The organism is Pseudoruegeria sp. SK021, assembly GCF_002119405.1.
Taxonomy (GTDB): domain Bacteria; phylum Pseudomonadota; class Alphaproteobacteria; order Rhodobacterales; family Rhodobacteraceae; genus Meridianimarinicoccus.
The window spans coordinates 1-22721 of the sequence record NZ_MTBG01000032.1 but is presented as its reverse complement, the minus strand read 5'-3'; the positions used below and the strand labels follow the sequence as shown (position 1 = coordinate 22721).

General features: G+C 60.0%; 16 protein-coding genes. 13 read left to right on the top strand and 3 right to left on the bottom strand.

Annotation, left to right across the window (positions count from 1 at the left end):
- The first annotated feature begins 155 nt into the window (after positions 1 to 155).
- The 9 genes from BV911_RS15340 to BV911_RS15300 all read left to right on the top strand — a co-directional run bounded on the left by BV911_RS15340 (position 156) and on the right by BV911_RS15300 (position 12859).
- Positions 156 to 2048: an ABC transporter substrate-binding protein gene (locus BV911_RS15340; RefSeq protein WP_086054496.1), complete on the top strand. Its 1893-nt coding sequence runs from the start codon at positions 156 to 158 to the stop codon at positions 2046 to 2048.
- Positions 2049 to 2108: 60 nt separating this feature from the next.
- Complete coding sequence (locus BV911_RS15335; RefSeq protein WP_086054495.1) at positions 2109 to 4241, top strand: alpha-amylase family protein; 2133 nt, start codon at positions 2109 to 2111, stop codon at positions 4239 to 4241.
- Positions 4241 to 5227, top strand: a complete 987-nt coding sequence (locus BV911_RS15330) for an ABC transporter permease (protein ID WP_086054494.1) — start codon at positions 4241 to 4243, stop codon at positions 5225 to 5227. The genes BV911_RS15335 and BV911_RS15330 overlap by 1 nt, the downstream gene beginning before the upstream one ends.
- Positions 5227 to 6423, top strand: a complete 1197-nt coding sequence (locus BV911_RS15325; protein ID WP_240512272.1) for an ABC transporter permease — start codon at positions 5227 to 5229, stop codon at positions 6421 to 6423. The genes BV911_RS15330 and BV911_RS15325 overlap by 1 nt, the downstream gene beginning before the upstream one ends.
- Positions 6420 to 8114 carry an ABC transporter ATP-binding protein gene (locus BV911_RS15320; protein ID WP_086054493.1) on the top strand — a complete coding sequence of 565 codons (1695 nt, stop codon included), beginning with the start codon at positions 6420 to 6422 and terminating at the stop codon, positions 8112 to 8114. The genes BV911_RS15325 and BV911_RS15320 overlap by 4 nt, the downstream gene beginning before the upstream one ends.
- 13 nt (positions 8115 to 8127) lie before the next feature.
- The gene (gene hyi, locus BV911_RS15315) at positions 8128 to 8910 is read left to right on the top strand and encodes a hydroxypyruvate isomerase (RefSeq protein ID WP_086054492.1); all 783 of its coding nucleotides are present in this window, start codon (positions 8128 to 8130) and stop codon (positions 8908 to 8910) included.
- The gene (locus BV911_RS15310; protein WP_086054491.1) at positions 8907 to 9779 is read left to right on the top strand and encodes a 2-hydroxy-3-oxopropionate reductase; all 873 of its coding nucleotides are present in this window, start codon (positions 8907 to 8909) and stop codon (positions 9777 to 9779) included. The genes hyi and BV911_RS15310 overlap by 4 nt, the downstream gene beginning before the upstream one ends.
- Positions 9780 to 9870: 91 nt before the next feature.
- Positions 9871 to 11964: a beta-galactosidase gene (locus BV911_RS15305; RefSeq protein ID WP_086054490.1), complete on the top strand. Its 2094-nt coding sequence runs from the start codon at positions 9871 to 9873 to the stop codon at positions 11962 to 11964.
- A gap of 433 nt (positions 11965 to 12397) precedes the next feature.
- Entirely contained in the window at positions 12398 to 12859 is a 462-nt protein-coding gene (locus tag BV911_RS15300; protein ID WP_086054489.1) for a beta-lactamase hydrolase domain-containing protein, read from the top strand.
- 8 nt (positions 12860 to 12867) lie between these two features.
- Here the strand turns inward: BV911_RS15300 and BV911_RS20050 are convergent, their stop codons facing one another.
- Positions 12868 to 13164 (bottom strand): hypothetical protein, encoded by a 297-nt coding sequence (locus tag BV911_RS20050; RefSeq protein ID WP_240512276.1) that lies wholly within the window; start codon positions 13162 to 13164, stop codon positions 12868 to 12870.
- Between BV911_RS20050 and BV911_RS15295 the strand changes: the two genes are divergently transcribed.
- The 4 genes from BV911_RS15295 (at position 13163) to BV911_RS15280 (ending at position 18559) form a co-directional block, all read left to right on the top strand.
- Positions 13163 to 13528 (top strand): DUF421 domain-containing protein, encoded by a 366-nt coding sequence (locus tag BV911_RS15295; RefSeq protein ID WP_371588245.1) that lies wholly within the window; start codon positions 13163 to 13165, stop codon positions 13526 to 13528. The genes BV911_RS20050 and BV911_RS15295 overlap by 2 nt on opposite strands.
- A 380-nt stretch (positions 13529 to 13908) precedes the next feature.
- Positions 13909 to 16716, top strand: a complete 2808-nt coding sequence (locus tag BV911_RS15290) for a xanthine dehydrogenase family protein molybdopterin-binding subunit (protein WP_086054487.1) — start codon at positions 13909 to 13911, stop codon at positions 16714 to 16716.
- The gene (locus tag BV911_RS15285) at positions 16716 to 17282 is read left to right on the top strand and encodes a (2Fe-2S)-binding protein (protein WP_086054486.1); all 567 of its coding nucleotides are present in this window, start codon (positions 16716 to 16718) and stop codon (positions 17280 to 17282) included. Before BV911_RS15290 ends, BV911_RS15285 begins: the two co-directional genes overlap by 1 nt.
- A complete protein-coding gene (locus BV911_RS15280; RefSeq protein WP_086054485.1) occupies positions 17279 to 18559 on the top strand; it encodes a cytochrome c in 1281 nt (426 codons plus the stop codon). The genes BV911_RS15285 and BV911_RS15280 overlap by 4 nt, the downstream gene beginning before the upstream one ends.
- Before the next feature lie 232 nt (positions 18560 to 18791).
- On the opposite strand, the gene glgX is transcribed toward BV911_RS15280, so the two are convergent.
- Together glgX and BV911_RS15270 are read right to left on the bottom strand one after the other, a co-directional pair.
- Positions 18792 to 20858 (bottom strand): glycogen debranching protein GlgX, encoded by a 2067-nt coding sequence (gene glgX, locus BV911_RS15275; protein ID WP_086054484.1) that lies wholly within the window; start codon positions 20856 to 20858, stop codon positions 18792 to 18794.
- Positions 20855 to 21976, bottom strand: a complete 1122-nt coding sequence (locus tag BV911_RS15270; protein WP_240512274.1) for a sugar phosphate nucleotidyltransferase — start codon at positions 21974 to 21976, stop codon at positions 20855 to 20857. Before BV911_RS15270 ends, glgX begins: the two co-directional genes overlap by 4 nt.
- Between the last annotated feature and the right edge of the window lie 745 nt (positions 21977 to 22721).

Sequence of the window (22721 nt, the reverse complement as noted above, 5' to 3'; positions counted from 1 at the left end):
GCAGTGCAGCAAAGAGTTAGGCTTCTCGATTAGTGCGGATTTACCAAATTATTTTCAATAACAAACAATTTATTTCACATAACGCTTTACCTAACAAGTCTGCATAACGACAGTCTTAGGAATGAAAACTGGGGACACGTTCTGGGAGGAACATCGTGAACAGGATTAGCAGACGCGGTTTCATCGCTTCGACCACAGCACTGGCGGGGCTTGGCTTTGCTGGCATTCCGGCCTTCGCCCAAGGCGAGGCTTTGCCGCCGCTGGAAGACAGATTGCCCGAAAACCCGCTTGTGATCACGCCAACGGATCGGCCTGGTCAGCAGGGCGGCACATGGAATCACGCACTGGTGGGCGGCGGGTCACTGTCGATGTTGGTGCGGTATCAGGGCTATGAGCCGCTGCTGCGGTTCACGCCCGACTGGACCGGCATCGAACCAAACGTTGCCGAAAGTTATGAGGTGAACGACGATTCCACCGTCTACACCTTCCACCTGCGCAAAGGTCACAAGTGGTCCGACGGTCATCCGTTCACGACAGAAGACATTCGCTTCTCCTATGAAGACATTTTCCAAGATCCCGATGCGCCGTCTGGGTCTGGCCAAGGCTATTGGCAGGCGGGCGGCGAGGTCGGCAAGCTAGAGGTGGTGGACGAAACCACCTTCCGGGTGGTCTTTGCCGAGCCGAACGGGTTTTTCGCGCAGAGCATCGCCTGGGCCAATCAGGATCGCCTTACCAAAGCACCGGCCCATTATCTTAAGCAGTTTCACCTGAGATACAATCCGCAGGCGAATGAGCTGGCAAAGGAACGCGGATACGAAAGTTGGGTGGCATTGTTCGCCCGGGAACACGGGCTGGACGAAGACAATATCCACTACCAGAATTCGACGCGTCCGACACTGAACGCGTGGAAGTTTACCTCTGCGCCGGGCGAGGACACCGAACGGGCGATCGCTGAACGCAATCCCTATTACCACAAGGTGGATACCGAGGGCACGCAACTGCCCTATTTCGACCGGGTTGTTTATCAGATGGTCTCCGACCCCGAGGTCCTGCTGCTGAAATCGTTGCAGGGCGAGGTCGATATGATGGATCAGTATATCGCCACCCCGGCCAACAAACCGGTGATCTATGAGGGGCAGGACAAAGGCAACTATCACCTCTTTACCCTGAAAGAGAGCGCCGCCAATGTCATGGTGTTCCAGCTTAACCTCAACCACGTCGATGAGGTGAAGCGCGATCTGTACAACACGCGGGCGTTCCGCGAAGCCCTGTCTCATGCGATCAATCGTCAGGACCTGATCGACGCCGTCTTCGTTGGGCAAGGCAAGCCGGCCCAGCCATCCATTCTCGAAGGCGATCCGCTGTACAATGAGCAGCTGGCAACGCAGCATATCGAGTACGATGCCGAACTGGCGAATGAACTGCTGGACGGAATTGTGCCTGAAAGGGACAGCGACGGGTACCGACTGGATCCGGCTGGGCGACGGCTGACCATCGTCTTTGAGATCGATCAGGTCCGGTCGACCTTCATTGATATGTTCGAACTGGCCATTCCGATGTTTCAGGCCGTGGGCATCGATGCGCAGATCCGCACCATGGACCGATCCTTGTGGGAAACACGGGTGCGCAACGGCCGCGAATTTGACGCCACCGCGCACCAATTTGGCGCCAACTCGGGCATCGCGGCGATGCTGGATCCGCGCTATTTCGTGCCGTTCAACAACAACTCGATCTATGCGCCGGGCTGGGCGCTGTATTTCTCGGCCCCCGACAATCCCAATGCGATTGAACCGCCGCAAGAGATTAAGGACCAACAAGACCGCTATCGCACCCTGCTGTCGTCTGGTAACCCTGAGGACCAAATGGCGACAATGGCCGAAATCCTTCAGGCTGCGGCAGATCAGTTCCTTGTCTTCGGTGTGTCGCTGCCGCCGGATGGGTACGGGATTGTGAAGAATGACATGGTCAACACCATGCCTGTGATGCCGAACAGTTTCGGCTGGCCGACACCGGGCCCATCGCGGCCTGAACAATTCTTCAAAGAATAAGCTTTTGAAGGGCGCGCGGCCTTGATCCGCGCGCCGATCTCCAACCGGATTTTTGTACCTATGCCCGACACGACCTGTCTGCCGCGCGTCGACGCGGCTGGTTACCTGCGCGCGCCTGATTGGTATCGCGGCGCAACCCGCTGGACCCAGCTGACGCTGGCCGAAGATGATCCCGAGAAATTCAATGTCGAGGAATGGATCGATATATTCCGTCGCACAGGGTCGAATGCCACCTGTATCAGCGCTGGCGGGTATATCGCTTACTACCCGACGAAAGTGCCGTATCATTACCGCAGTGCCTGGCTGGGCGAGACAGATCCGTTCGGGGCACTGGTCGAGGGGGCGCGCGGCCTGAACATGCATGTGATGGCGCGGGTTGACCCGCATGCCATTCATGCCGACGCCGCCGAAGCCCATCCTGAATGGGTCGCCGTGGACGCCGCTGGCCAGCCGCGCCGTCATTGGGCCTATCCGGATGTGTGGGTGACCTGCGCCTATGGCGATTACAATGCGGAATACATGCCGCAGATCATTACAGAAATCGTGCGGGACTATGACATTGATGCGGTGTTCGCCAACCGCTGGCAGGGCCATGGGATCTGTTATTGCGACGGCTGCGCCCGGCGCTTCCGTGATGCCTCGGGGTATGAGTTGCCGCGGGGGAGTGACCCTGCGGATGCAGGCTGGCGGGCATGGGTTGCGTGGCGGCGCACACGGCTGACCCATATGGTGGTCGATTGGGACCGGGCCGTTCAGTCTGTTCGGTCCAATGCCAGCTTCATTCCCAATATGGGCGGCGCATCGCTGATGGAATTCGACCTGAAGACGATTGAGGCGCATTGCCCCTTTCTGGTTGTCGACCATCAAGGGCGTCACGGGCTGGAGCCGGTCTGGATGGCGGGCCGCAATGCCAAGCGCATCCGGGCGACTTTCCGCGACCGTCCCGTTGTATTGATTACCTCGGTTGGCCCGGAAGAGCCGCAACACCGCTGGAAGGACTCTGTTACCACCGGGCCCGAGATCGCGACCTGGATCGCGGACGGCGCAGCGCATGGGATGCTGCCATGGTTCACCAAATTCAACGGTGTGGTGCCAGACCCCCGTTGGATCGCGCCGGTGGCCGAAGCGTTCGATCTGCATGCCAAACTGGAGCCATTGCTTAACCTGACCGAACCGGATTGCGAGATCGCAATTCTCGACGCGACCACGACCTTGCGGTTGTACGACTGGACCGACCGTGATGCGGCGGAAGCCGATGAAAAGGGCTTCTGCCACGCGCTGGTCGAGGCGGGATTGTCGTTCGAATTTGTCTCGGATCACGCCATGACGGCGGATATTCTAGATCGGTTCCGGCTGCTGATCCTGCCCAACGCGCGCTGCCTGTCCGACAGTCAGTGCGCAATGATTGCCGCATGGGTGGACCGGGGTGGCAATCTGATTGTTGCGGGTGAAAGCGCGATGGCGGACGCGGACGGGACGGTCCGGGACGATTGCGCCTTAGGGCCCGTATTGGGAACCCGGCGCGTTGGACCTGCTCAAGGGCCGCTGAAGAACACCTATGTTGAACTCTCGGATCCGCACCCGCTGAACGACGGCTACGACGGCGCGGAACGGATCATCGGCGGCCTGCGTCTGACAGAGGTGGCGGCGGGGCCGGACACTCAGACGCCCTTCCTTTATGTGCCGGCGTTTCCAGATCTGCCGATGGAAGAAGTCTATCCGCGCGCCCCTGCAACTGCGCCTGCGGTCATCACCCGCGACACCGGGGCAGGCGGGCGGACGGTGCATATCCCGTGGAACATCGGGGCCACGTTCTGGGAGGTTCTGGCCCAAGATCACCAGCGCTTGGTTGAAAACGCTGTCCGCTGGGCCCTTGGCGGTTCGTCGATGGTCGAAGTGGCGGGGCAGGGCGTGTTTGATGTCGGCGTGCGTTCCTGGGCGACCACCCGGCTGGTCACGCTGGTGAACCTTGCCAACCCGATGATGTTCAAGGCCCCGATCCGTGAAGTGTATCCGGTTGGGCCGGTGCAGGTGTCGATCGCGCTGCCGTCTGGCGCCCAAGAGGTGGACGCCCGTCTCGTCATCGCCGGACAACAGGTGCCGGCAGAGCTGCGCGACGGACGTGCGGTCGTGACGGTGCCCACGATCAACATTTTGGAAGCGGTCCACCTGAGTTGGAGGGTGACAGTCTGATGCTAGGCTATGTCTTTAAACGGATCCTATTGATGATCCCGACGATGATCGGGATCTCAATTATATCCTTCGTGATTATTCAGTTGCCGCCGGGCGATTATCTGACGTCGCTGCTTGCCTCAATGGCTGATAGCGGCCAGACGGTCGACGCGACCGAAATTGCCCGGATGCGGGCCAATTACGGCCTCGATGATCCTATGGTCGTGCAATACTGGAAATGGATCTCGGGGATCATTCTGCGCGGCGATTTCGGCTATTCCTTTGAATGGGGGCGCCCGGTCAGCGAACTGATCTGGGATCGGATGGGTGCCACGCTGTCCATCTCTGTGGCAGCCTTGCTGTTCGTTTGGGCCGTGTCCCTGCCGATTGGCATCTATTCTGCGGTCAAGCGCCATTCCATCGGTGACCATATCGCGACGCTGTTTGGGTTTCTGGGTCTGGCGATCCCGAATTTCATCCTCGCGCTGACGTTGATGTATGTCAGCTACAAGTATTTCGACCAAAGCGTCGGGGGTTTGTATTCGCCCGAATATGTCGGTGCTGACTGGTCTTGGGGCCGGGTCTGGGACCTGCTGAAACACTTGTGGATCCCTGTCATCGTTATCGGCACTTCCGGCACCGCGGCGTTGATCCGGATTCTGCGTGCCAACCTGACCGATGAGCTGTCGAAGCCCTATGTCGTGACCGCCCGGGCCAAGGGGTTGTCGGAGTATGAGGTGATCATGCGGTATCCGGTTCGGATTGCCCTGAACCCCTTTGTCTCGGCCATTGGCTGGGTGCTGCCGCAACTGATCTCGGGTGTGACGATCACCGCCATTGTGCTGAATCTGCCCACAGCCGGACCACTTCTGCTGCGCGCGCTGATCAGCCAAGACATGTACCTAGCAGGCAGTTTTATCCTGCTGATGGGGGTTCTGACCCTGATCGGAATGCTGGTTTCGGACCTGCTGCTCGCCCTCCTTGACCCTCGCATACGGTTCACCTGATGTCCGACACACACCCCACCCCGACCTTCATGATCCTGCCATCTGATGGCGAAGAAACCGGCCCGGCGGTCAGTCCGCTCAGGCCCGGACAGAACCCGGACGCCATCGCCATCTCTGGTCAATGGACCCTGATCCGCAGGCGGTTCTTCAGCAATAAGGTCGCCGTTTTTGCCGGGATCGTCGTGCTGCTGTTCTATGCCATTGGACTGTTCGCCGAATTTCTTGCGCCAACCTCGCCGACTTTGGCGCAGCCGACGTTCACCTATGCGCCGCCGCAGGACATTTCCCTGTTCGTCACTGGCGAAGATGGCACCCGGCACTGGGAGCCGCATGTCAAAGGTTATGCCATGACGGTTGATCCAGCCTCGCTGCGGCGGAGCTTTGCGATTGACGACGCCAACGTGATCCCAATCGGCCTGTTCGTTGAAGGCGTGCCCTACAAACTGTGGGGGCTGTTTGAGATGAACACCCACCTGCTGGGGCCGCTCGACCCGACGCAGCCAATGAACCTTCTGGGCACAGATAGTCTGGGGCGGGACCTGCTCAGCCGGCTGATCTTTGGCACCCGGATTTCCATGTCAATCGGGCTGATCGGCGTTATTTCTAGCCTGATTATCGGCGTAACGCTTGGGGCGCTATCGGGCTATTTTGGCGGCTGGACGGATATCGCCATCCAGCGCTTGATCGAGGTCATCAGTGCGATGCCGACAATCCCGCTTTGGCTGGGTTTGGCAGCGGCGGTGCCGATCGCTTGGTCGCCGCTTCAGGTGTATTTCATGGTGACGTTGATCGTGTCACTTCTGGCGTGGACCGGTCTGGCCCGCGAAGTCAGGGGGCGCTTCCTCGCCCTGCGTAGCGAAGACTTCGTGACGGCAGCCATTCTGGACGGCTCTGGCCAAATGCGGGTTATCTTTCGGCATATCCTGCCGTCGCTGACCTCGCATATTCTTGCGGTGGTGACCTTGGCGATCCCGACGATGATCGTGGCTGAAACCGCGCTGTCCTTCCTTGGGATCGGATTGAAATCGCCGGTCATCAGTTGGGGCGTGTTGCTTCAGGACGCCCAGAATATCCGCACGATTGCCACGGCCCCTTGGCTGCTGATCTGGCCGTCCGGCGCGGTTGTGCTGACGGTGCTGGCCTTCAACTTTCTTGGAGATGGTATGCGCGACGCCGCAGACCCTTACGCGACATGAACACACAGGACACCCCCCTCCCGCTTCTGTCGGTGCGCAACCTGAGTATCGATTTTCACTTGCGCAGCCATGTGCTGCACGCCGTCCGCGACGTCAGTTTCGACCTGCATCCGGGCCGGACCCTCTGTCTTGTCGGCGAAAGCGGCTCGGGCAAATCGGTGACGGCGCGGGCGCTGTTGCGCCTGATCGATCCGCAGGCGCGGGTCAGCGGCGGCACCATCACCTTGAACAGCGCAGAAGGGCCGTTGCACTTGGACCGCATGGCCGCCAACAGCCGCGAGATCCGCGCTGTCCGCGGCGGCCGAATTGGCCTCATCTTTCAAGAGCCAATGTCGTCGCTGTCGCCGGTTCGCACCATTGGCGCGCAGATTGTCGAAGCGCTTTTGCTGCACCGCAAGATGACAAAAGCCGAAGCCAAGGCCGAGACGGTGAACCTGTTGAAACAGGTGGAAATTGCGCAGCCTGAGAAGATGGCAGATCGCTATACGTTCGAGTTTTCGGGCGGCATGCGGCAGCGGGCGATGATCGCCATGGCGTTGGCCTGTGATCCCGACATCCTGATCGCCGACGAGCCGACGACGGCGCTGGACGTGACCACGCAGGCAGAGATCATGGATTTGATTGGGCGGCTTCAGGCCTCGCGAGGGATGGCGATGCTGATGATCACCCATGACCTTGGGCTTGTGGCCGAAGTGGCTGATGACGTCGCTGTCATGCGCTGGGGCAAAATCATCGAACAGGGGCCGGTGGACGCCATCTTTCACGCGGCCCAGCATCCCTATACCAAACGGCTTCTGGCGGCGACCTTGCAATTGGATTCCGCCCCGAAACGGGTCCCGCCCGCGACCGATAGCAAGCCACTTTTGTCGGTCCACGGCCTGAGCAAATATTTCGGGGGTCATGACTGGCGGGGGCGGCCGACCTATTCCATCAAAGCGGTGGACGACGTATCGCTTGACCTGTGGCCCGGCGAGAATCTGGGCATCGTGGGGGAAAGCGGATCCGGAAAGACCACCGTTGGCCGGATGCTTTTGCGCATCATGGAGCCGACGTCAGGCCGCATCCTGTGGCGCGGTGCCCCGACTGAACAGGATGTCTTGCAGATGAGGCCGCCGGAACTTGGGCAGTTTCGCTCGGCAGTGCGCTTGGTTTTTCAGGACCCGTTCGCGTCGCTCAATCCGCGTATGACCGTGAAACAGGTCATTGCAGATCCACTGGTGGTCTCGGGGGCCCTGACAGGGGCGGCGTTGGAAGAGCGGGTCGGCACCCTTTTGGAAATGGTCGGCCTCGACCGCAGTGCGATGGAACGCTATCCGCATGCCTTCTCAGGCGGCCAGCGACAGCGTATTTCCATCGCCCGGGCCCTTGCCCTTGATCCCCGCATCATCATTGCCGACGAGGCGACATCGGCATTGGATGTGTCGATCCGCGCACAGGTGATGGATCTGTTGCTCGATTTGCAAAAACGGCTCGATCTGAGCTTTATCTTCATCGCGCATGATATTTCGGTGGTCCGATACTTCTGTGATCGGGTCGCGGTGATGCATCAGGGGCGCATTGTCGAAACCGGCGCTGCGGAGCAGATCTGCACCGCGCCTGAGCATCCGTACACCCAAAGCCTGATTTCTGCGGTGCCCAACCCCGATCCCCGTGACCGGCGGATGCTGCACCGCACCAAATTCATTGCCTGAACCTGAGGACGATATGCCAAAATTCTGTGCCAATCTTTCGATGCTCTATACCCACCTGCCGTTTCTGGACCGGTTCCAAGCTGCGGCCCAAGATGGCTTTACCGGCGTCGAATATCTTGCACCCTATGATTATCCGGCAGAAGAGGTCGCGGCGGCGCTGGCCGCCTCGGGCCTGACCCAAGTTCTGTTCAATGTCCCGTCCGGCGATTGGGATGGTGGCGAACGCGGCATCCTGTGTCTGCCGGACCGGACCGAGGAATTCCGCAAGGGCGTTGAGACCGCGTTGCACTATGCCAAAGCGCTGAAATGCGGCCAAGTGAATTGCCTGACCGGGATCGCCCCGGATGGCGCCGATCCTGATGTGCTGGATGCCACTATGATTGAGAACCTGCGCTTTGCGGCGGCGCGGATGCAGGAGGCGGGTGTGCGGCTGCTGCTGGAGCCGGTGAACACGCGGGACATTCCCGGGTTCCACTGCGCCCGGGTCGATCATGCCATGCGGATCATTCAAGCCGTCGGATCAGACAACCTTTGGCTGCAATACGACTTCTACCACGCGCAGATCATGCAGGGCGATCTGGTCCCGACCTTTGCGCGATTGCAGGACCGAATTTCCCACGTGCAGATCGCCGATCACCCCGGCCGTCACGAACCGGGGACCGGAGAAATCAACCACGCCTTCCTGTTTAAGTCGCTTGATGCCAGCGGCTATGCGGGCTGGGTGGGATGTGAATACAAACCGCTGGCTGACACATCGGCTAGCCTTGGCTGGATGAAAACGGGGAGCCGAACATGAAGATTGGATTTATCGGGCTAGGGGTCATGGGACGTCCGATGGCGGGGCATCTGATTGCGGCAGGGCACACGGTGGCCTTGCACCGGGTCAAGCCGATCTCGCAGGGGCTGATTGATCAGGGCGGCACGGCGATGGACAGTCCGGCAGCCGTCGCCCGCGACAGCGAGGTGGTGATCCTGATGTTGCCGAACACCCCTGATGTTGACGAGGTTCTGTTCGGCGACAACGGCGTCGCGCAGACGCTGCAGCCCGGCACACTGGTCATCGATATGAGCTCAATCTCGCCCGTGGCCACCAAGGATTTCGCCGCACGGATCGAAGCCGCGGGTGGGGAATGGCTGGATGCACCGGTGTCCGGTGGCGAAGCTGGGGCGCAAAATGCAGCCCTGTCCATCATGGTTGGCGGCACCGAACCGGCGTTTGCCCGCGCCCTGCCATTGCTTGAATTGATGGGTAAACGCATTACCCATGTTGGACCGTCGGGTGACGGACAAACGGCGAAAGTCTGCAATCAGGTGATCGTCGGTCTGACCATTCAGGCCGTGGCCGAAGCGCTGTTTCTTGCCGGTCGCGCCGGGGCTGACCCGGCCCGCATTCGCGAAGCACTGCTGGGAGGATTTGCTGACAGCACCATCCTGAAAGTCCATGGCGAACGGATGATTGCCGAAACGTTCCGGCCCGGATTTCGCATCGCTTTGCATCGCAAAGATATGGGGTTGGCGGTTGATGCCGCGCGCTCGCTGGATATCGCGCTGCCCAATACGGCAATGGTTGAGCAATTGATGAGCGCGGCCATCGGTCGTGGGGACGGCGACCTCGACCATTCGGCCCTGATCCGCACCCTGCAAAGCCTTGCTGCGCCCGGCTAAGCCAGACCGGGGCCTTCGGGCCGAAGTCTTCGGAACTTTTAATTTATCTCAACTGAAATAGGGCCAATTCGTTCGGCCCAAAGGATACATCATGCCCGCTAAGATTCCTCAGGTTCCCTATGGTGCCGTCTATTTCCGGAAATCAAATCCCCCGCGCGAGGATTGGGATCGGGACTATGGCATTGCCTCTGAAGACGGTTTGAACACCTTCCGCCACTGGTTCATGTGGTCCGCGATCGAACGCGCGCCCGGGCGTTACGACTGGGATGATTGCGACCGTCAGCTTGATCTGGCGGCCGAGAACGGCATGGCGACCGTGATCGCGGAATTCACCATGGCAGCGCCGGACTGGTTGCAGCGCAAGCTGGGCCATGCGCGGATGCTTTCGGCGGACGGACGGCCAATGCCCTCGACGCTTAGTCCGTCGGTCGCCGTCGGTGGCTTTGGCCACGGATTGGGCGGGGCCGGGGCGCTGACCCTGAACGCGCCGGAAGTGCACGAGGCGGTGATGGCCTTTCTGTCGCGGATGACCGAGCGCTATCGCGGCCACCCCGGCCTGATGGGATATGACGTCAACAACGAGGTGAACTATCAGCCCGACTATGATTTCTCGGACCCGACCGCGGCGGCCTTCCGGGTTTGGTTGCAGAAGAAATACGGCGATCTGGATACGCTCGCGAAGGTCTGGCACCGGTATTCCTATGCGGAATGGGATGATGTCATGCCGCCACGGCAAATTCAGCCCTATGCTGAATGTCTGGATTGGCTGACGTTCCGCGAAGACAATTTCTATGGCCATGTTGCCGACAAAATTGCCGTCATCCGTGCAGCCGATCCCGAAGCCAAGATCATTTCGCACGGCATTGCCGGGGCCGTCACCGCGCTGGCCGGACATGGCTGCAACGACTGGCGGGCGGCCGAGCAGGTCGAGATCTATGGCTATACGTGGATCGCGGCGCGCAAAGGCAACCAGCCATGGCGCAATTTCTTTGGCGGGGATTTGATCCGGGGCGCGGCGCGGGGCAAGCCATTCTGGCACGCCGAACGGCAAGGCGGACCGTTGTGGATGCAACCTCAGGTCTTGGGCCGCGACAAGGAAGATGCGCGGGTGGCCACACCAGAAGACATTCGTCTGTGGTGCTTGGCGTCGTTTGCAGCCGGTGCCCGTGGCATGATGAACCTGCGCTACCGACCGCTGCTGGACGGCCCTCTGTTTGGGGCATTCGGATCCTACGGAATGGACGGCAGCCGCACACCGCGCTCGGACATGGCTGCCAGCATCGGGCGATGGGCGAACGCCCCGGAACAGGCCGATCTGATGAAAGCGGCGCCTGTGCGGGGACAAGTCGGACTTCTGATGATCCCCGAGGCGCAACGGTTCGATTTCCTCTTGTCCCATGAAGGCGGGTTCAAGACCTATCAAAATGCGATGTGGGGGGCCTATCGCGGCTTCTTCGATTTGGGGGTCCAAGCCGATTGGGTCCATTGCGACGACATCGATCAGTATGACACGATCTATGCAGCCTATCCCATTATGATGCCTGCGGCGCTGGCAAAGCGTCTGGCGGATTGGGTGGCGCGGGGGGGCAAGCTGATCTCAGAAGCCTGCCCTGGCTATTTTGGTGATCATGGCCATGTCGGGGTTCAGCAGCCCAATAACGGGCTGGCCGAGATGTTCGGCGTGACCGAGGACGAGGTGGAATTCATGCCCGATATCGGGGATAGAATCCGCCTGAGTTTGGGGGATGCCGCGCTAACCGGTGGCGGTTTTCTGCAATCCTATACCCCCGACCGTGCGGACGTGCTTGGGCGGTTCGATGACGGACGGATCGCAATCACCACTGCCGCCCACGGCGAAGGGCGCAGCCTGTTGGTCGGCACCCATATCTCGGTCGGCCATTTCCTTGCCCGCGAAAACGGGGCGGACGGGGCGACTGCATGGTTCCAAGCCTGTCTTGATTGGGCGGGAATCGTTCCGACCTTGTCGACCGGAAACCCGCAGCTTCAAGCCCGACTGCACGGCACGGAAGGCCAACGGTTCGTTTGGATCATCAATCCTACACCAGAGGCGCAGGAATTTTCCCTGACCGTCGATGGCAAGCCGGTGCAAGCCGCCAAAGCGCTGCTTGGAGACAGCACCGCGACCGAGGTTCCCGCCAATGATGCGATCGTTTTGGAACTGTAACCGACGAGATCGACCATCGGTTTGAATAAGCAATTGAGGGGCAGTTCTTTGACAGAACTGCCCCTCTTGGTGCCGTCTCGACGGTTCCGAAGCCGAACCGGTCCATCGCCAAGTCCCGCCAAGCCGCGGTGCATGACCTGAAAGACGCCGATCCTCTGCTCCCGTTGGGTGTGCGGGTACCCGGCGACCGGGCGCGGGCTTCCACCCGTCGCCGCACATGCATTATGGCTTTATTGCGCTGTGCGAGGAACGATCGCGAATTTTGATCGTTTCATCCCTTGTGACACCTATGCGGGGGTGGTTTCCCAGCATCCATTGCCGCCGGCCTGCTTACAAACGCCGACTTTGATGGGTGCGAAACGTGCCGCGACACTGACTGGCGCGGGGACAGGCACGGGTTATCAATCGAAAACGCCGATCTAAGGAGCAGTTTATGCAAGACACCGTCCAGATCACCGACCGGCTCACGGTCGCGATGTTTGCGCCCGAGGCCCAGCATATCAAACAGGCCGCTCACGAGGGGTTCCGTGCGCTTGTCAACATGCAGACCGAAGACGAGCACAGCACGCTCAAAATGGAACCGCAGGAAGAAGGGCGCAAGGCAGAGGAGGCCGGCCTGACTTATCTTCATCATCCGGTGGACGGTAAGGCCCTGTCCGATCATACGGTGGACGCCTTTCGCAGAAAGATCGCCACGCTGCCGGCGCCGGTGCTTGTCCATTGTGCATCAGGCAAGCGTTCTGGGGCGTTTGTGGTGATGCACATCGCTTGCGATGCGGGAATGAGCGGCACAGAAGCCATGGAAATGGCTGAAGAGAAAGGGGTTGGTTTGAATGATCCTGATCTGAAAAAGTTTGTGACGCAGTATATCGAACGTCACAATAAGGCGGAATAATTCGCGCCTTAGGCTTGCAATGCGATGGCTCGGACCAAAGACCCGATACCGAAGGTCGTCCTTTGCTGATCCGGGCCAAAGGCGATGGCGCGTGGCGCGGTCTGCTGCGCGTTAGCAGTCCATGAAACCTTCTGGAACCAAGGAAAAACGCGAATGTTCTTCGACGGACCTGTGATTGACGCTGTTTTTAAAGGCGCCGTGTTAAGTGTGATCGGGATTGCCTGGGTCATATTTCTGGTGCGCATCGTCGGGCTGCGATCCTTTTCGAAGATGACAAATTTCGATTTCGTGATGACCGTGGCCATGGGGTCGCTTCTTGCAGGCGCATCACAATCGCAGCAATGGACCGGGTTCATTCAAACACTAACGGCAATGACCAGCCTTTTCGCCCTTCAGTATTCTGTCTCGATGCTTCGGTATTGGTCGCCGCGACTGGACGATTTGGTTCAGAATACGCCGGTCCTGTTGATGAGGGACGGCCGCATTTTGCACGACGCCCTGCGGGCAACCCGCGTCGCCGAAGAAGATTTGATGGCGAAGTTGCGCGAAGCCAATGTGCGGGATTTGTCATCCGTTCGTGCCGTGGTCCTTGAGACAACCGGCAACATCTCGGTTCTTCACGGGGATCGCGTCGATGACGCCTTGTTCAAAGGGGTCACAAACGTCTGACGTGGAAATGGGAAATGGGGAACGTGCGGCGCTGTCGGCGCGTCCTATCCGAATTTGGTCGCCGGTGGACGCGGCGGGATCCTGACGTCGTCATGTTTAGGGAAGATCGTTCCGGCTCGACCGTAGGAGTGCAATGTCTGGGTCTTTAGCTGATGGCGCTTGACCTCGGGCAGCTTGTGTGGCGCTTCTAGGGAAGCTAGGGGCCCACATCTTGGCGCGGTCAATTCGTGCCGTGCGTCGGGCGATGGGTTTACAACTGATCCATCGCGGATAAGGTTTCTGTGAACCAACCCCGCACGCGGGGCGTTGAGCCTAGATTAGGCCCGAAAGCGAACCCGCGCCAGCAGGTCATTTGAACAGCGCCAACCGACGGAGTGCCCATGCCCCATCTCGATATGTCTCGCCGAAATTTTTTGGCCGCGGCTGCCGCACTCGGGGTTAGCGCTGCGGTGCGCCCGCTTGGTCAGGCGCAGGCCGCGATGGTGCAATCGTCGGTGGGGCAGGACCCGGGCTGGTTTGCCGACGGGCGCTTGCGCTATCGGCGCGACGGCATGGCCAAGGTCACGGGCAGCAAGGTCTTTGCCATCGATATGCGTGCCCGGGATCTGGACGGCTGGCCCGATCATCAATCCTATGCGCTGACCCTGCATGTGCCGCGCGCGGATCGGGTGTATTTGGGGCTGGACCTGTCGGTGCTTGACCCTGACGTCGCCCCAGATGTTCTGATCGACGCCGAACGCTTGGCCAAAGACAATGTCACCATGCCTGAGCCCGCGTTTTACGGCGATTTTTTTCTGAAGCCGGGCAACGTCTCACCCATGCTGGGGCAACCTGTGGCTTTGGGGATTTGGCACGATTACGAACGCTTCCGCGAAGCCCGTAAACGCCTGCAATTCAACGATGACATTTTCCGTTTTGGCGAACCGGCTGAGCCGCCCAAACGCGCGCCTTATGGTGCGGCGCGGTTTGTCCGCGTCGGTGGCGATGATCCGCGCGGGGCGGACCGGTTTTCACCAATGAAGGACTATGTCGTCTGGCCTGATACGGATGATACCGGTGTGCAGTGGCCCGGCGATGACCATCCGGCATTTGGGGCGGCCATGGGGTACTCGGCTGACATCCAGTCGGAGATGGACACACCGCCGGACGGCTGGCGCACCTTTGCGCGGGACTACCACAGCCAGTCGGTTGATCCTTGCGCGATGGAAATGGAAAATGGTTTGGGCTGGTATGACCCGGGCACAGGGCGCCTGAACGTGGTGGGCGCGACCCAGTCGCCCTATTCAGCCGCGCATCATATTCTTGATATGATGGCGGCCAGCACATTGCCGCTGAGCGCGCTGGATTTCGTGACCGGCTATACCGTGGGCTATGGCCAGAAAGAGCATCAGCCCTTCCCTTATTACGTTGCCATGGCCGCGCTTTATGGCGAGGGCAATCCCGTGCGCCTTGCCCTTGATCGGTGGCAGCACTTCCAGTTTGCCTTGAAACGCCACCCTTTCGATATTCGCACCGCGCTGACCGTTGACCAGGACGGCAAGTTTCAAGCGATGAGTTGCGATATGACGGGTGATGGCGGCGGCGTCATGAACTTTAGCCCATCGGTCGGGACCGTCGCGGTGACAGCGGCGCAATCGGTTTATTATATGCCGAAAAGCGATTTGTCCGTGCAAGTTCTGCCGTCCATCGGCGTCACCTCGGGGTCGATGCGCGGCTACGGGACGCTGCAATCCATGGCCACGACCGAGATGTTGGTCGATGAGATCGCGGATGAGATGGGCATGGATGCGATTGACCTGCGCCGGAAAAACGTCATCGAAACCGGCATGAAAAACACCCAAGGGGCGGTACCTTCAGGTCATCTGCGCATTGGCGAAATTTTGGACATTGCCCGCCAAGACCCCATTTGGACCGAACGCAATGACCGCAAAACCGCTTATGAGGCGGACAACCCCGGCATGTTATACGGGCTTGGGTTCGCCTCGGTGCAAAAGGACTTCGGCACAGGGGCCGAGGCGGCGGTTGTCCAGTTGGAGATCACGCCAGAAGGGCGTTTGAAAATGCGCCATGTCGCGGCAGAGATCGGGGCCGGTGCGACCACCTCGCAGATGCTGGTGACTCAGCCCTATTTGGGGCGACCGGCGGATGAGGTTGAATTTTCGGTGCAGCACTGGCCGGAAATGCCCTTGGAAACCAAGGACGAACCCTACACCACCCCGCAAGAGCAAGAAGACCAGCTTTCGCAAGATCCCCATTGGGTGCCGCGGTTTACCTCGCCGCGTTCGGCCTCAAACTCGGCCTACTATTTCACCCACGCCACACAGCAGGCGGCGCAACTTTTGCTGCGGCTGGCCCTGTGGCCTTCGGCCGTTGCCATTTGGGGTGGCGGATCTGCCGGCGGTCAGTCCTTGCCAGAACCGCTGCGCTTTGAAGATGCAGAGTGGCGGGATGGCCGGTTGGTCGCCCGCTCTATGGAGCCGCTCTCTTTGGAACGGCTCGCCAAGCGCGCCCATGCAGACGGCAGGATCATTGGCGTGTGCATCCACACCTTCAATCGCTGGGCGTGGGCCGAGGCCGATTTCGAAGTGGACGGGCAAAGCTTTCGCGCGCCGATTGATGCGCTTTCGGTCAAATGGGGCACGGGGGCCACTGCTGTGCGCAAGGCCCAGATGACGGATGGCGGGTATGCCTTTCAGCCCCGCAAACAAGTGGATTATCCCCCGGTGCAGCGCAACAATGCCGGCACCGTGTACTATGCCCCTTGCGCCACTTTGGTCGAACTGGGGGTCGCAACCGGATCGGGAAAAGTGACCATCCTGTCCCACAAGACTTGGCTGGAATGCGGCACCCAGATTGTGCCTGAGCTTGTCTCGGGTCAGCTTGAGGGCGGAATTGCCATGGGGATTGGCCACGCCTTGTATGAAGACTTGCCCACCGGTGCCGATGGACCCGGCAACGGAACGTGGAATTACAGCCGTTATCATCTGCCGCGCGCCTCAGAGGTTGGGGTGTGGACCCAAACTGGCCATGTCCTGCCGCCCTTGTCAGGCGAAGACCCACCCAAAGGCATGGCCGAGGTTGTGATGATCCCGATTGTCGGGGCCTGCGCCAATGCCATTGCCCATGCGACCGGGCATCGGTTCTACAGTTTTCCAATCAGCGCGGCGCGTATTCAGGAGGTGTTGTAATGGTTGAGAAAATCACGTTCTCCGCAACGATCAATGGCCAAAACGTCGGGCCGATGGATGTCCCGCAAGACCTGATGATGGTTGAGTTGTTGCAGGAATATCTAAACCTCACCGGCACCCGTCTGTCCTGTGGTCAGGGGGCGTGCAACGCTTGCCGGATCATTGTCGATGACCCCGTCAAGGGCACCTATACCGTCGCGGCCTGCGTGACCGGCGTTACGTGGTTGAACGGCAAGACGGTGCGCACCATCGAAGGTATCGCTGGGGAAGATGGCGAAGGGGCACCGCTGCCCTCGGCCATTCAACAGGCGTTTCTTGAGCATTTCTCGTTCCAGTGCAGCTATTGCACCCCCGGTTTTGTCAACTCTGCAACGGTACTCGTCGAACACCTCCAACGTGCGCCAATTGCGGCGGATCAGGTTGAAGAGGTGGTGCTTGCGGCCCTTGATCCCCATATTTGCCGCTGCACCGGCTATGTTCGGTATTATCAGGCGGTGAAAGAGGTCATCCTCAACACGCCGGGCCTGACCCATGACAACCCTGCCAGCAAGGAGCGCCCGGCATGACCCGGCTTTTGCGTATCCTCGCCCCATTGGCAGTCATTGGAATCGTGGTCTTGGGCACGGTGTATTTGATCGGACGCGGCAGTGGTGACATTCCGCCGGCCAGCGTTGATTTTTCCAGTTTAAGCGGAGACGACCGGCAAGAAATGTTCGACCGCGGGGAATGGGTCGCCCACGCTTCGGACTGCGCGGCGTGTCATACCGACCCGGCGGGCGGATCTGATCTGGCCGGTGGCTTGCCCATGGAAACCCCGATGGGGACGATCTATGGCACCAATATCACGCCATCCAAAGACCACGGCATCGGCGGTTGGAGCGCGGATGATCTGTACCGCGCCGTGGCTTGGGGCGTGGCCCCGGGCGGAAAAAACCTTTATCCGGCAATGCCCTATCCCAGCTATCACCGGATAACACGGGCGGATTCCGACGCGCTGTGGGTCTGGTTGATGGCGCAACGCCCGGTGGACAAACCGAACCAGCCTAACGGATTGATCTTTCCCTTTAACGTCCGTCCCGGTGTGGCCCTGTGGAACGCGTTCTTCCGCCCCGATGCAGAGCCTGCTCAAGTGGGAGATAGCCCGGCGGAGCAGGGTGAATATCTTGTCAACGTGCTGGGTCATTGCGGTGAGTGTCACACCCCGCGCAACCTTGCTTATGCGTTGAGCGATGATCATTTGGCCGGTGAAGTCATCGAAGGGGCCTATGCCCCCGATCTGCGTGCGGACGCCTTGGCGCGGCGCGGTTGGTCACAGGATGATCTGGTGAGCTTCCTGCATCGTGGCTTGTCGCCCCAAGGGGTGATGACCTTTGGTATGTTCCCGGTACTGTCTCATTCCACCAGTCACCTACCAGACGAGGACCTGACGGCAATCACCGCCTATCTGACCGCCGGGCAAACCTTGACAGGTCCGCAAACGGCTGATCCAGTCGGTGTCTTGTCGTCCGAGGGTGCCGCGCTTTACATCGGTCTCTGCGCCGGATGTCATGGCACCGACGGCGCCGGCCAACCCCATTCGTCTGTGCGCCTAGATGTGAACACAACGGCCATGTTCCGCGAGCCGCTGAACCTGATCCGCGTCATCGCTGAAGGCATTCCGGGCCGCGATCTGGCTCACGGTGAGCGGATGCAAGCGATGCCTGCCTTTGATCAGATGCTGTCGGATCAAGAGATGGCCGATCTGGTCAACTATCTGCGCCAACGGTGGGGCGGCCATGAGGGTGATGTGACACCAGACGTGGTGGAATCCGCCCGCGCGAAGGGCGACACAAGACACCAATAGCGGCAATGACTGTGCGGGTTCGGCACGCTGCACAAACCAGCCCCCCTCTAAATGCGCCTGCGCCGTTAGAGGGGGATCGCTTTGCGATTGAAGCGAACCGGCGGTGCAGGGGCGGGATAGATCGAAGCCGATCTGCCGTGTCACATCCGCATATGGGACGATCCACTCTCGCCAGACATATGGTGGGATTAGGTTGGCGGGGCATCGCCCTTGGACAACATCCCACCCTGCGTCAGTCTAGGACGCGCCGGTTCAACACTTGGACCGATTGCCAACCACACCCGACCCTCTCGGTCACCGGTTCATCGCAGGCGATAGCGTCGCGCGCGGTGTCCAGGCGCAAATGCCAATTGCCTTCTGGCAGGGTAAATTCGGCATCGTCGCCAGCATTTAGAAGGATCAGCACCTGCGCGCCGTCGTCCATCTCGATCAATTTCGCCATGCAGCGCAACTCTGCGTCGTCCCAGTCACCCTCGGTCATCTCGCGCCCTGCCGGATGCAGCCATGAGGCCCCGTGGGCGTGGCCTTCGGCATCGGCCCGGACAAAGCGCGGCGAAATCAGGCTTGGCAGATCGCGCCGCAGGGCGGTCATTGTCGCGACCGCGTTGGTCAGGTCGGATCGGGCTGACTCCCAATCCAGCCAAGCGATGTCATTGTCTTGGCAATAGGCATTGTTGTTGCCCTGCTGACTTTGACCAAAGGCGTCCCCGGCCAGCAGCATCGGCACCCCCTGCGCCATGAACAACGTCGCGAGCATTCCTTTTGCCCGCCGCAGCCGTGCCTCGATGATCGCGGCGTCGTCAGTAGGCCCTTCACACCCCAAGTTGTGCGAGATGTTGTGATCGTGGCCGTCACGCCCGTCTTCGCCGTTTGCGTCGTTGTGTTTGTCGTCATAGCTGAGCGTGTCCCACAGGGTGAACCCGTCATGGGCCGCCAGAAAATTGATCGAACTGGTGGCGGGTCGGTGCGAATGGTCGAACTGCACCGGGCTGCCGGACAGGCGCTCGGCCACGTGTGGCAGCAACCCGGGATCGCGGCGCCAGAACCCGCGTAAATCGTCGCGCGCCTTGTCGTTCCATTCGCGGAACGGCCAAGGGAAGCCGCCCACCTGATAGCCGCCATCGCCGATATCCCACGGTTCGGCGATCAGTTTCACACCCGCCAAAATGGGGTCTTGTCGGATGGCGGCAAAGAACCCGCCTTCGCGCTCGAAGCCGCTGGATTCCCGCCCCAGCGTCGAGGCCAGATCAAAGCGGAAACCGTCGACATGCATGTCGGTGACCCAATAGCGCAGCGAATCCAAGATCATGCGCAAGACCATCGGATGAGCGACATTGACCGTGTTGCCGCAGCCGGTTGTATCGTAACAATGGCGCGGATCGTCGGACAGCAGGTAATAGCTGGCATTGTCGATGCCGCGGAACGACAGGGTCGGCCCCATCTCGTTGCCTTCGCAGGTGTGATTATAGACCACATCCAAGATCACCTCGATCCCGGCGGCATGAAACCGGTCGATCGCCTGCTTGACCTCAGCGAGATCACCTGACTTTAGATAGGCGGCATGGGGGGCGAAGAATGACAGCGTGTTATAGCCCCAATAGTTGCTCAGTCCTTTTTCGATCAGGTGGCGATCGTTGGCGAAGGCATGTACCGGCAACAGTTCAATCGCGGTCACGCCGATCCGGTGCAAATGTTCAATGACCGGATCCGCTGCAAGGCCAGCAAATGTGCCCCGATCGGCCTGTACCACCCCCGGGTGGCGCATCGTCAGCCCTTTGACGTGGGCCTCGCAAATGACGGTGTCCTTCCAGCGATGGCTCAGACGATCCTGATGGTGCCAGTCATACCGTGTATCGACGACGACGCCCTTAGGCATAAACGGCGCCGAGTCGCGATCATCTCGGGTCAGATCGTCTTGACCGACGGGATAGCCGAACAAGGCATCGTTCCAAGTTATGTCACCCTTCAACGCGCGGGCGTAAGGATCGAGCAAAAGTTTGGCGGGATTGAACCGATGGCCCTGGTCCGGCGCATAGTCCCCATGCACCCGGTATCCATACACCTGACCCGGCCCGACACCGGGCAGGAACCCATACCAGATTCCGCCTTCCATTTCAGGCAGGGGGCGGCGTGCGATCTCGGTTTTACCCTCGGCGTCATACAAACACAGGTCGACTTGTTGGGCGTTGTCGGAAAACAGCGCAAAGCTGGTCCCTCCGTCCCGAACCACCGACCCGAGGGTATCGGGGCGGGCGAGGGAAAGATCAAAATCGGCGTCAGTCGCGGAGATGTTGGTCATCGATGGGTCACTTTCAAAGACGCAGCATGGGCGGCGTTTGGCATGAGATGCGGGCGCATGATCCCGGCGCTGTGCCGGGCCAGCATGGTGGGGGTGATCAGGACAGTGCCTTCTGGCGTAACGCGGAAATGGGTTGCATCGTGTTCAAGATCATAGCCTGCTTCGAAGGTTCCGGGGACCACACAGCCGGGTGCTACGATGGTGTTGCGCAGACGTGCGCCGCGCGACACCATCGCACCGGGCAGCACAACCGAGTTCTGCTGCACGATCAGCGTTGGCTGGTCCGTGAGGGAATTGCCTGCGGGATAGGCCGGGTTCAGGCATGGCGACATCTTGTCCATCAGGTCGATACAGGTCTGACGCAAGGCATCCAGCGTCCCGACATCGCGCCAATAGAACCCCGGCTCATGCGCGGCCACGTCATAGGCTTGGACCAAATCGCTGCGCACGGCCTCGGGCAGAATATCATGGCCGAAATCATGGGCCGATCGCGCATCAGAACTGTCCCGCATCAAGGTGTCGCGCAGCCATGGCCAATCGAAGACATAGATGCCCATGCTCGCCATTATATGCGCGGGGTCACCGACCATCGGTTTGGCACAGAGGGGCTTTTCGACAAATGCATCGACGCGGCCCATTGCGTCCGCCTCGATTACACCGAAGGAGTGGGCCATTTCCACCGGCACCCGGTCGACTGCAACGGTTACGGGGCGGTTGCTGGCCCGGTGCGCCGCAATCATTGCCGCATAATCCATCCGATAGACATGGTCGGCGGCCACGACCAGCACGACATCGGGCGCGGCTGCAGCGATCTGATCGAGGTTGCGGGTGACCGCGTCGGCAGTGCCGACATAGCCTTCTGGTCGCCCGGTCACGGTGGCGCCCTCGCAAATCGTAAGGGTTCCACTGGTAAATCCTTGCCGCCAGTGGGTGTTCAAATGATCGATCAATGCCGCAGGGCGATACTGCGTTGCCACAAACACCTTGTCGGGTTGCGTACGAACCAAATTGTCCATGGTCCAATCCACAATGCGTCGTCCTCCCGCAAATGAAACGGCGGGCTTGCAGGTGTCGGCGGTCAGTTCATGCAGCCGGGAACCCTGTCCACCGGCAAGCATTACGGCAACGACGTTTTTGGTAGAATTTGGCATGAGTGACTTCTCCCGGTGTGGCAAGCTGAAACACCTGTCGGACGCGGTCAGTTCCCGGGTTTTAATCGGTCGGCAACACTTTGCCGATGCGACCGAACAATGCGGCTTTGCTGAGTAAATTTCTGTAATAAATCACGAATATCATCTTCCACTTCCGCGATGATGCCGGGGGCAGGGACCTCGTCCCGCGTCATTCAAGGCCAGTGCGACTGTTTCGGTGGCGGCAGCGCAATGGCACGGGGCCGGCCGAAGGTGGCCCAGCCGTCTACTGAATTCTTGCGGTATGTCTTGTGGTATGTTCAGACAACATGCAGTCGATCCGAGGGGAGGCACCCCGAAAAGCGTTTCCTTGCGGCAAGGCGAGAAGGGCCTCAACTTTGGCTGCGCCGGATAAGCCCATGGCAATTTTCGATCGATCCGAAGATGGACGATTTGCCGTGTGGCCTCGTCGCCTGTCATGCCATTAATCGCCCAGTCGGATAGCGCTTCAGTCCCGATCAAGATTTTCGTGATCCAGATGGGGGCCACGCGGAAAACCTCGCCTGAGCGCGCCGAAGACCATCGCGCTTAACAATGCTCCGAGTAACTATTCGCTAGCAGGGCCATTTTACTCCGGGCGTCCCGAGCCAGAGACGGTGTTCCGGTCCCGCCGTGGAATGCATGGGTGAGGTCTGCTGCCCCCAGTGCTGACAACCTGATCGTGCAACACAAC

Coding starts and splice junctions, on each gene's coding strand:
- BV911_RS15335 (WP_086054495.1), top strand. CDS start 2,109: ATGCCCGACACGACCTGTCTGCCGCGCGTCGACGCGGCTGGTTACCTG.
- BV911_RS15330 (WP_086054494.1), top strand. CDS start 4,241: ATGCTAGGCTATGTCTTTAAACGGATCCTATTGATGATCCCGACGATG.
- BV911_RS15325 (WP_240512272.1), top strand. CDS start 5,227: ATGTCCGACACACACCCCACCCCGACCTTCATGATCCTGCCATCTGAT.
- BV911_RS15320 (WP_086054493.1), top strand. CDS start 6,420: ATGAACACACAGGACACCCCCCTCCCGCTTCTGTCGGTGCGCAACCTG.
- hyi (WP_086054492.1), top strand. CDS start 8,128: ATGCCAAAATTCTGTGCCAATCTTTCGATGCTCTATACCCACCTGCCG.
- BV911_RS15310 (WP_086054491.1), top strand. CDS start 8,907: ATGAAGATTGGATTTATCGGGCTAGGGGTCATGGGACGTCCGATGGCG.
- BV911_RS15305 (WP_086054490.1), top strand. CDS start 9,871: ATGCCCGCTAAGATTCCTCAGGTTCCCTATGGTGCCGTCTATTTCCGG.
- BV911_RS15300 (WP_086054489.1), top strand. CDS start 12,398: ATGCAAGACACCGTCCAGATCACCGACCGGCTCACGGTCGCGATGTTT.
- BV911_RS15295 (WP_371588245.1), top strand. CDS start 13,163: ATGGGGTCGCTTCTTGCAGGCGCATCACAATCGCAGCAATGGACCGGG.
- BV911_RS20050 (WP_240512276.1), bottom strand. CDS start 13,164: ATGGCCACGGTCATCACGAAATCGAAATTTGTCATCTTCGAAAAGGAT.
- BV911_RS15290 (WP_086054487.1), top strand. CDS start 13,909: ATGCCCCATCTCGATATGTCTCGCCGAAATTTTTTGGCCGCGGCTGCC.
- BV911_RS15285 (WP_086054486.1), top strand. CDS start 16,716: ATGGTTGAGAAAATCACGTTCTCCGCAACGATCAATGGCCAAAACGTC.
- BV911_RS15280 (WP_086054485.1), top strand. CDS start 17,279: ATGACCCGGCTTTTGCGTATCCTCGCCCCATTGGCAGTCATTGGAATC.
- glgX (WP_086054484.1), bottom strand. CDS start 20,858: ATGACCAACATCTCCGCGACTGACGCCGATTTTGATCTTTCCCTCGCC.
- BV911_RS15270 (WP_240512274.1), bottom strand. CDS start 21,976: ATGCTTGCCGGTGGACAGGGTTCCCGGCTGCATGAACTGACCGCCGAC.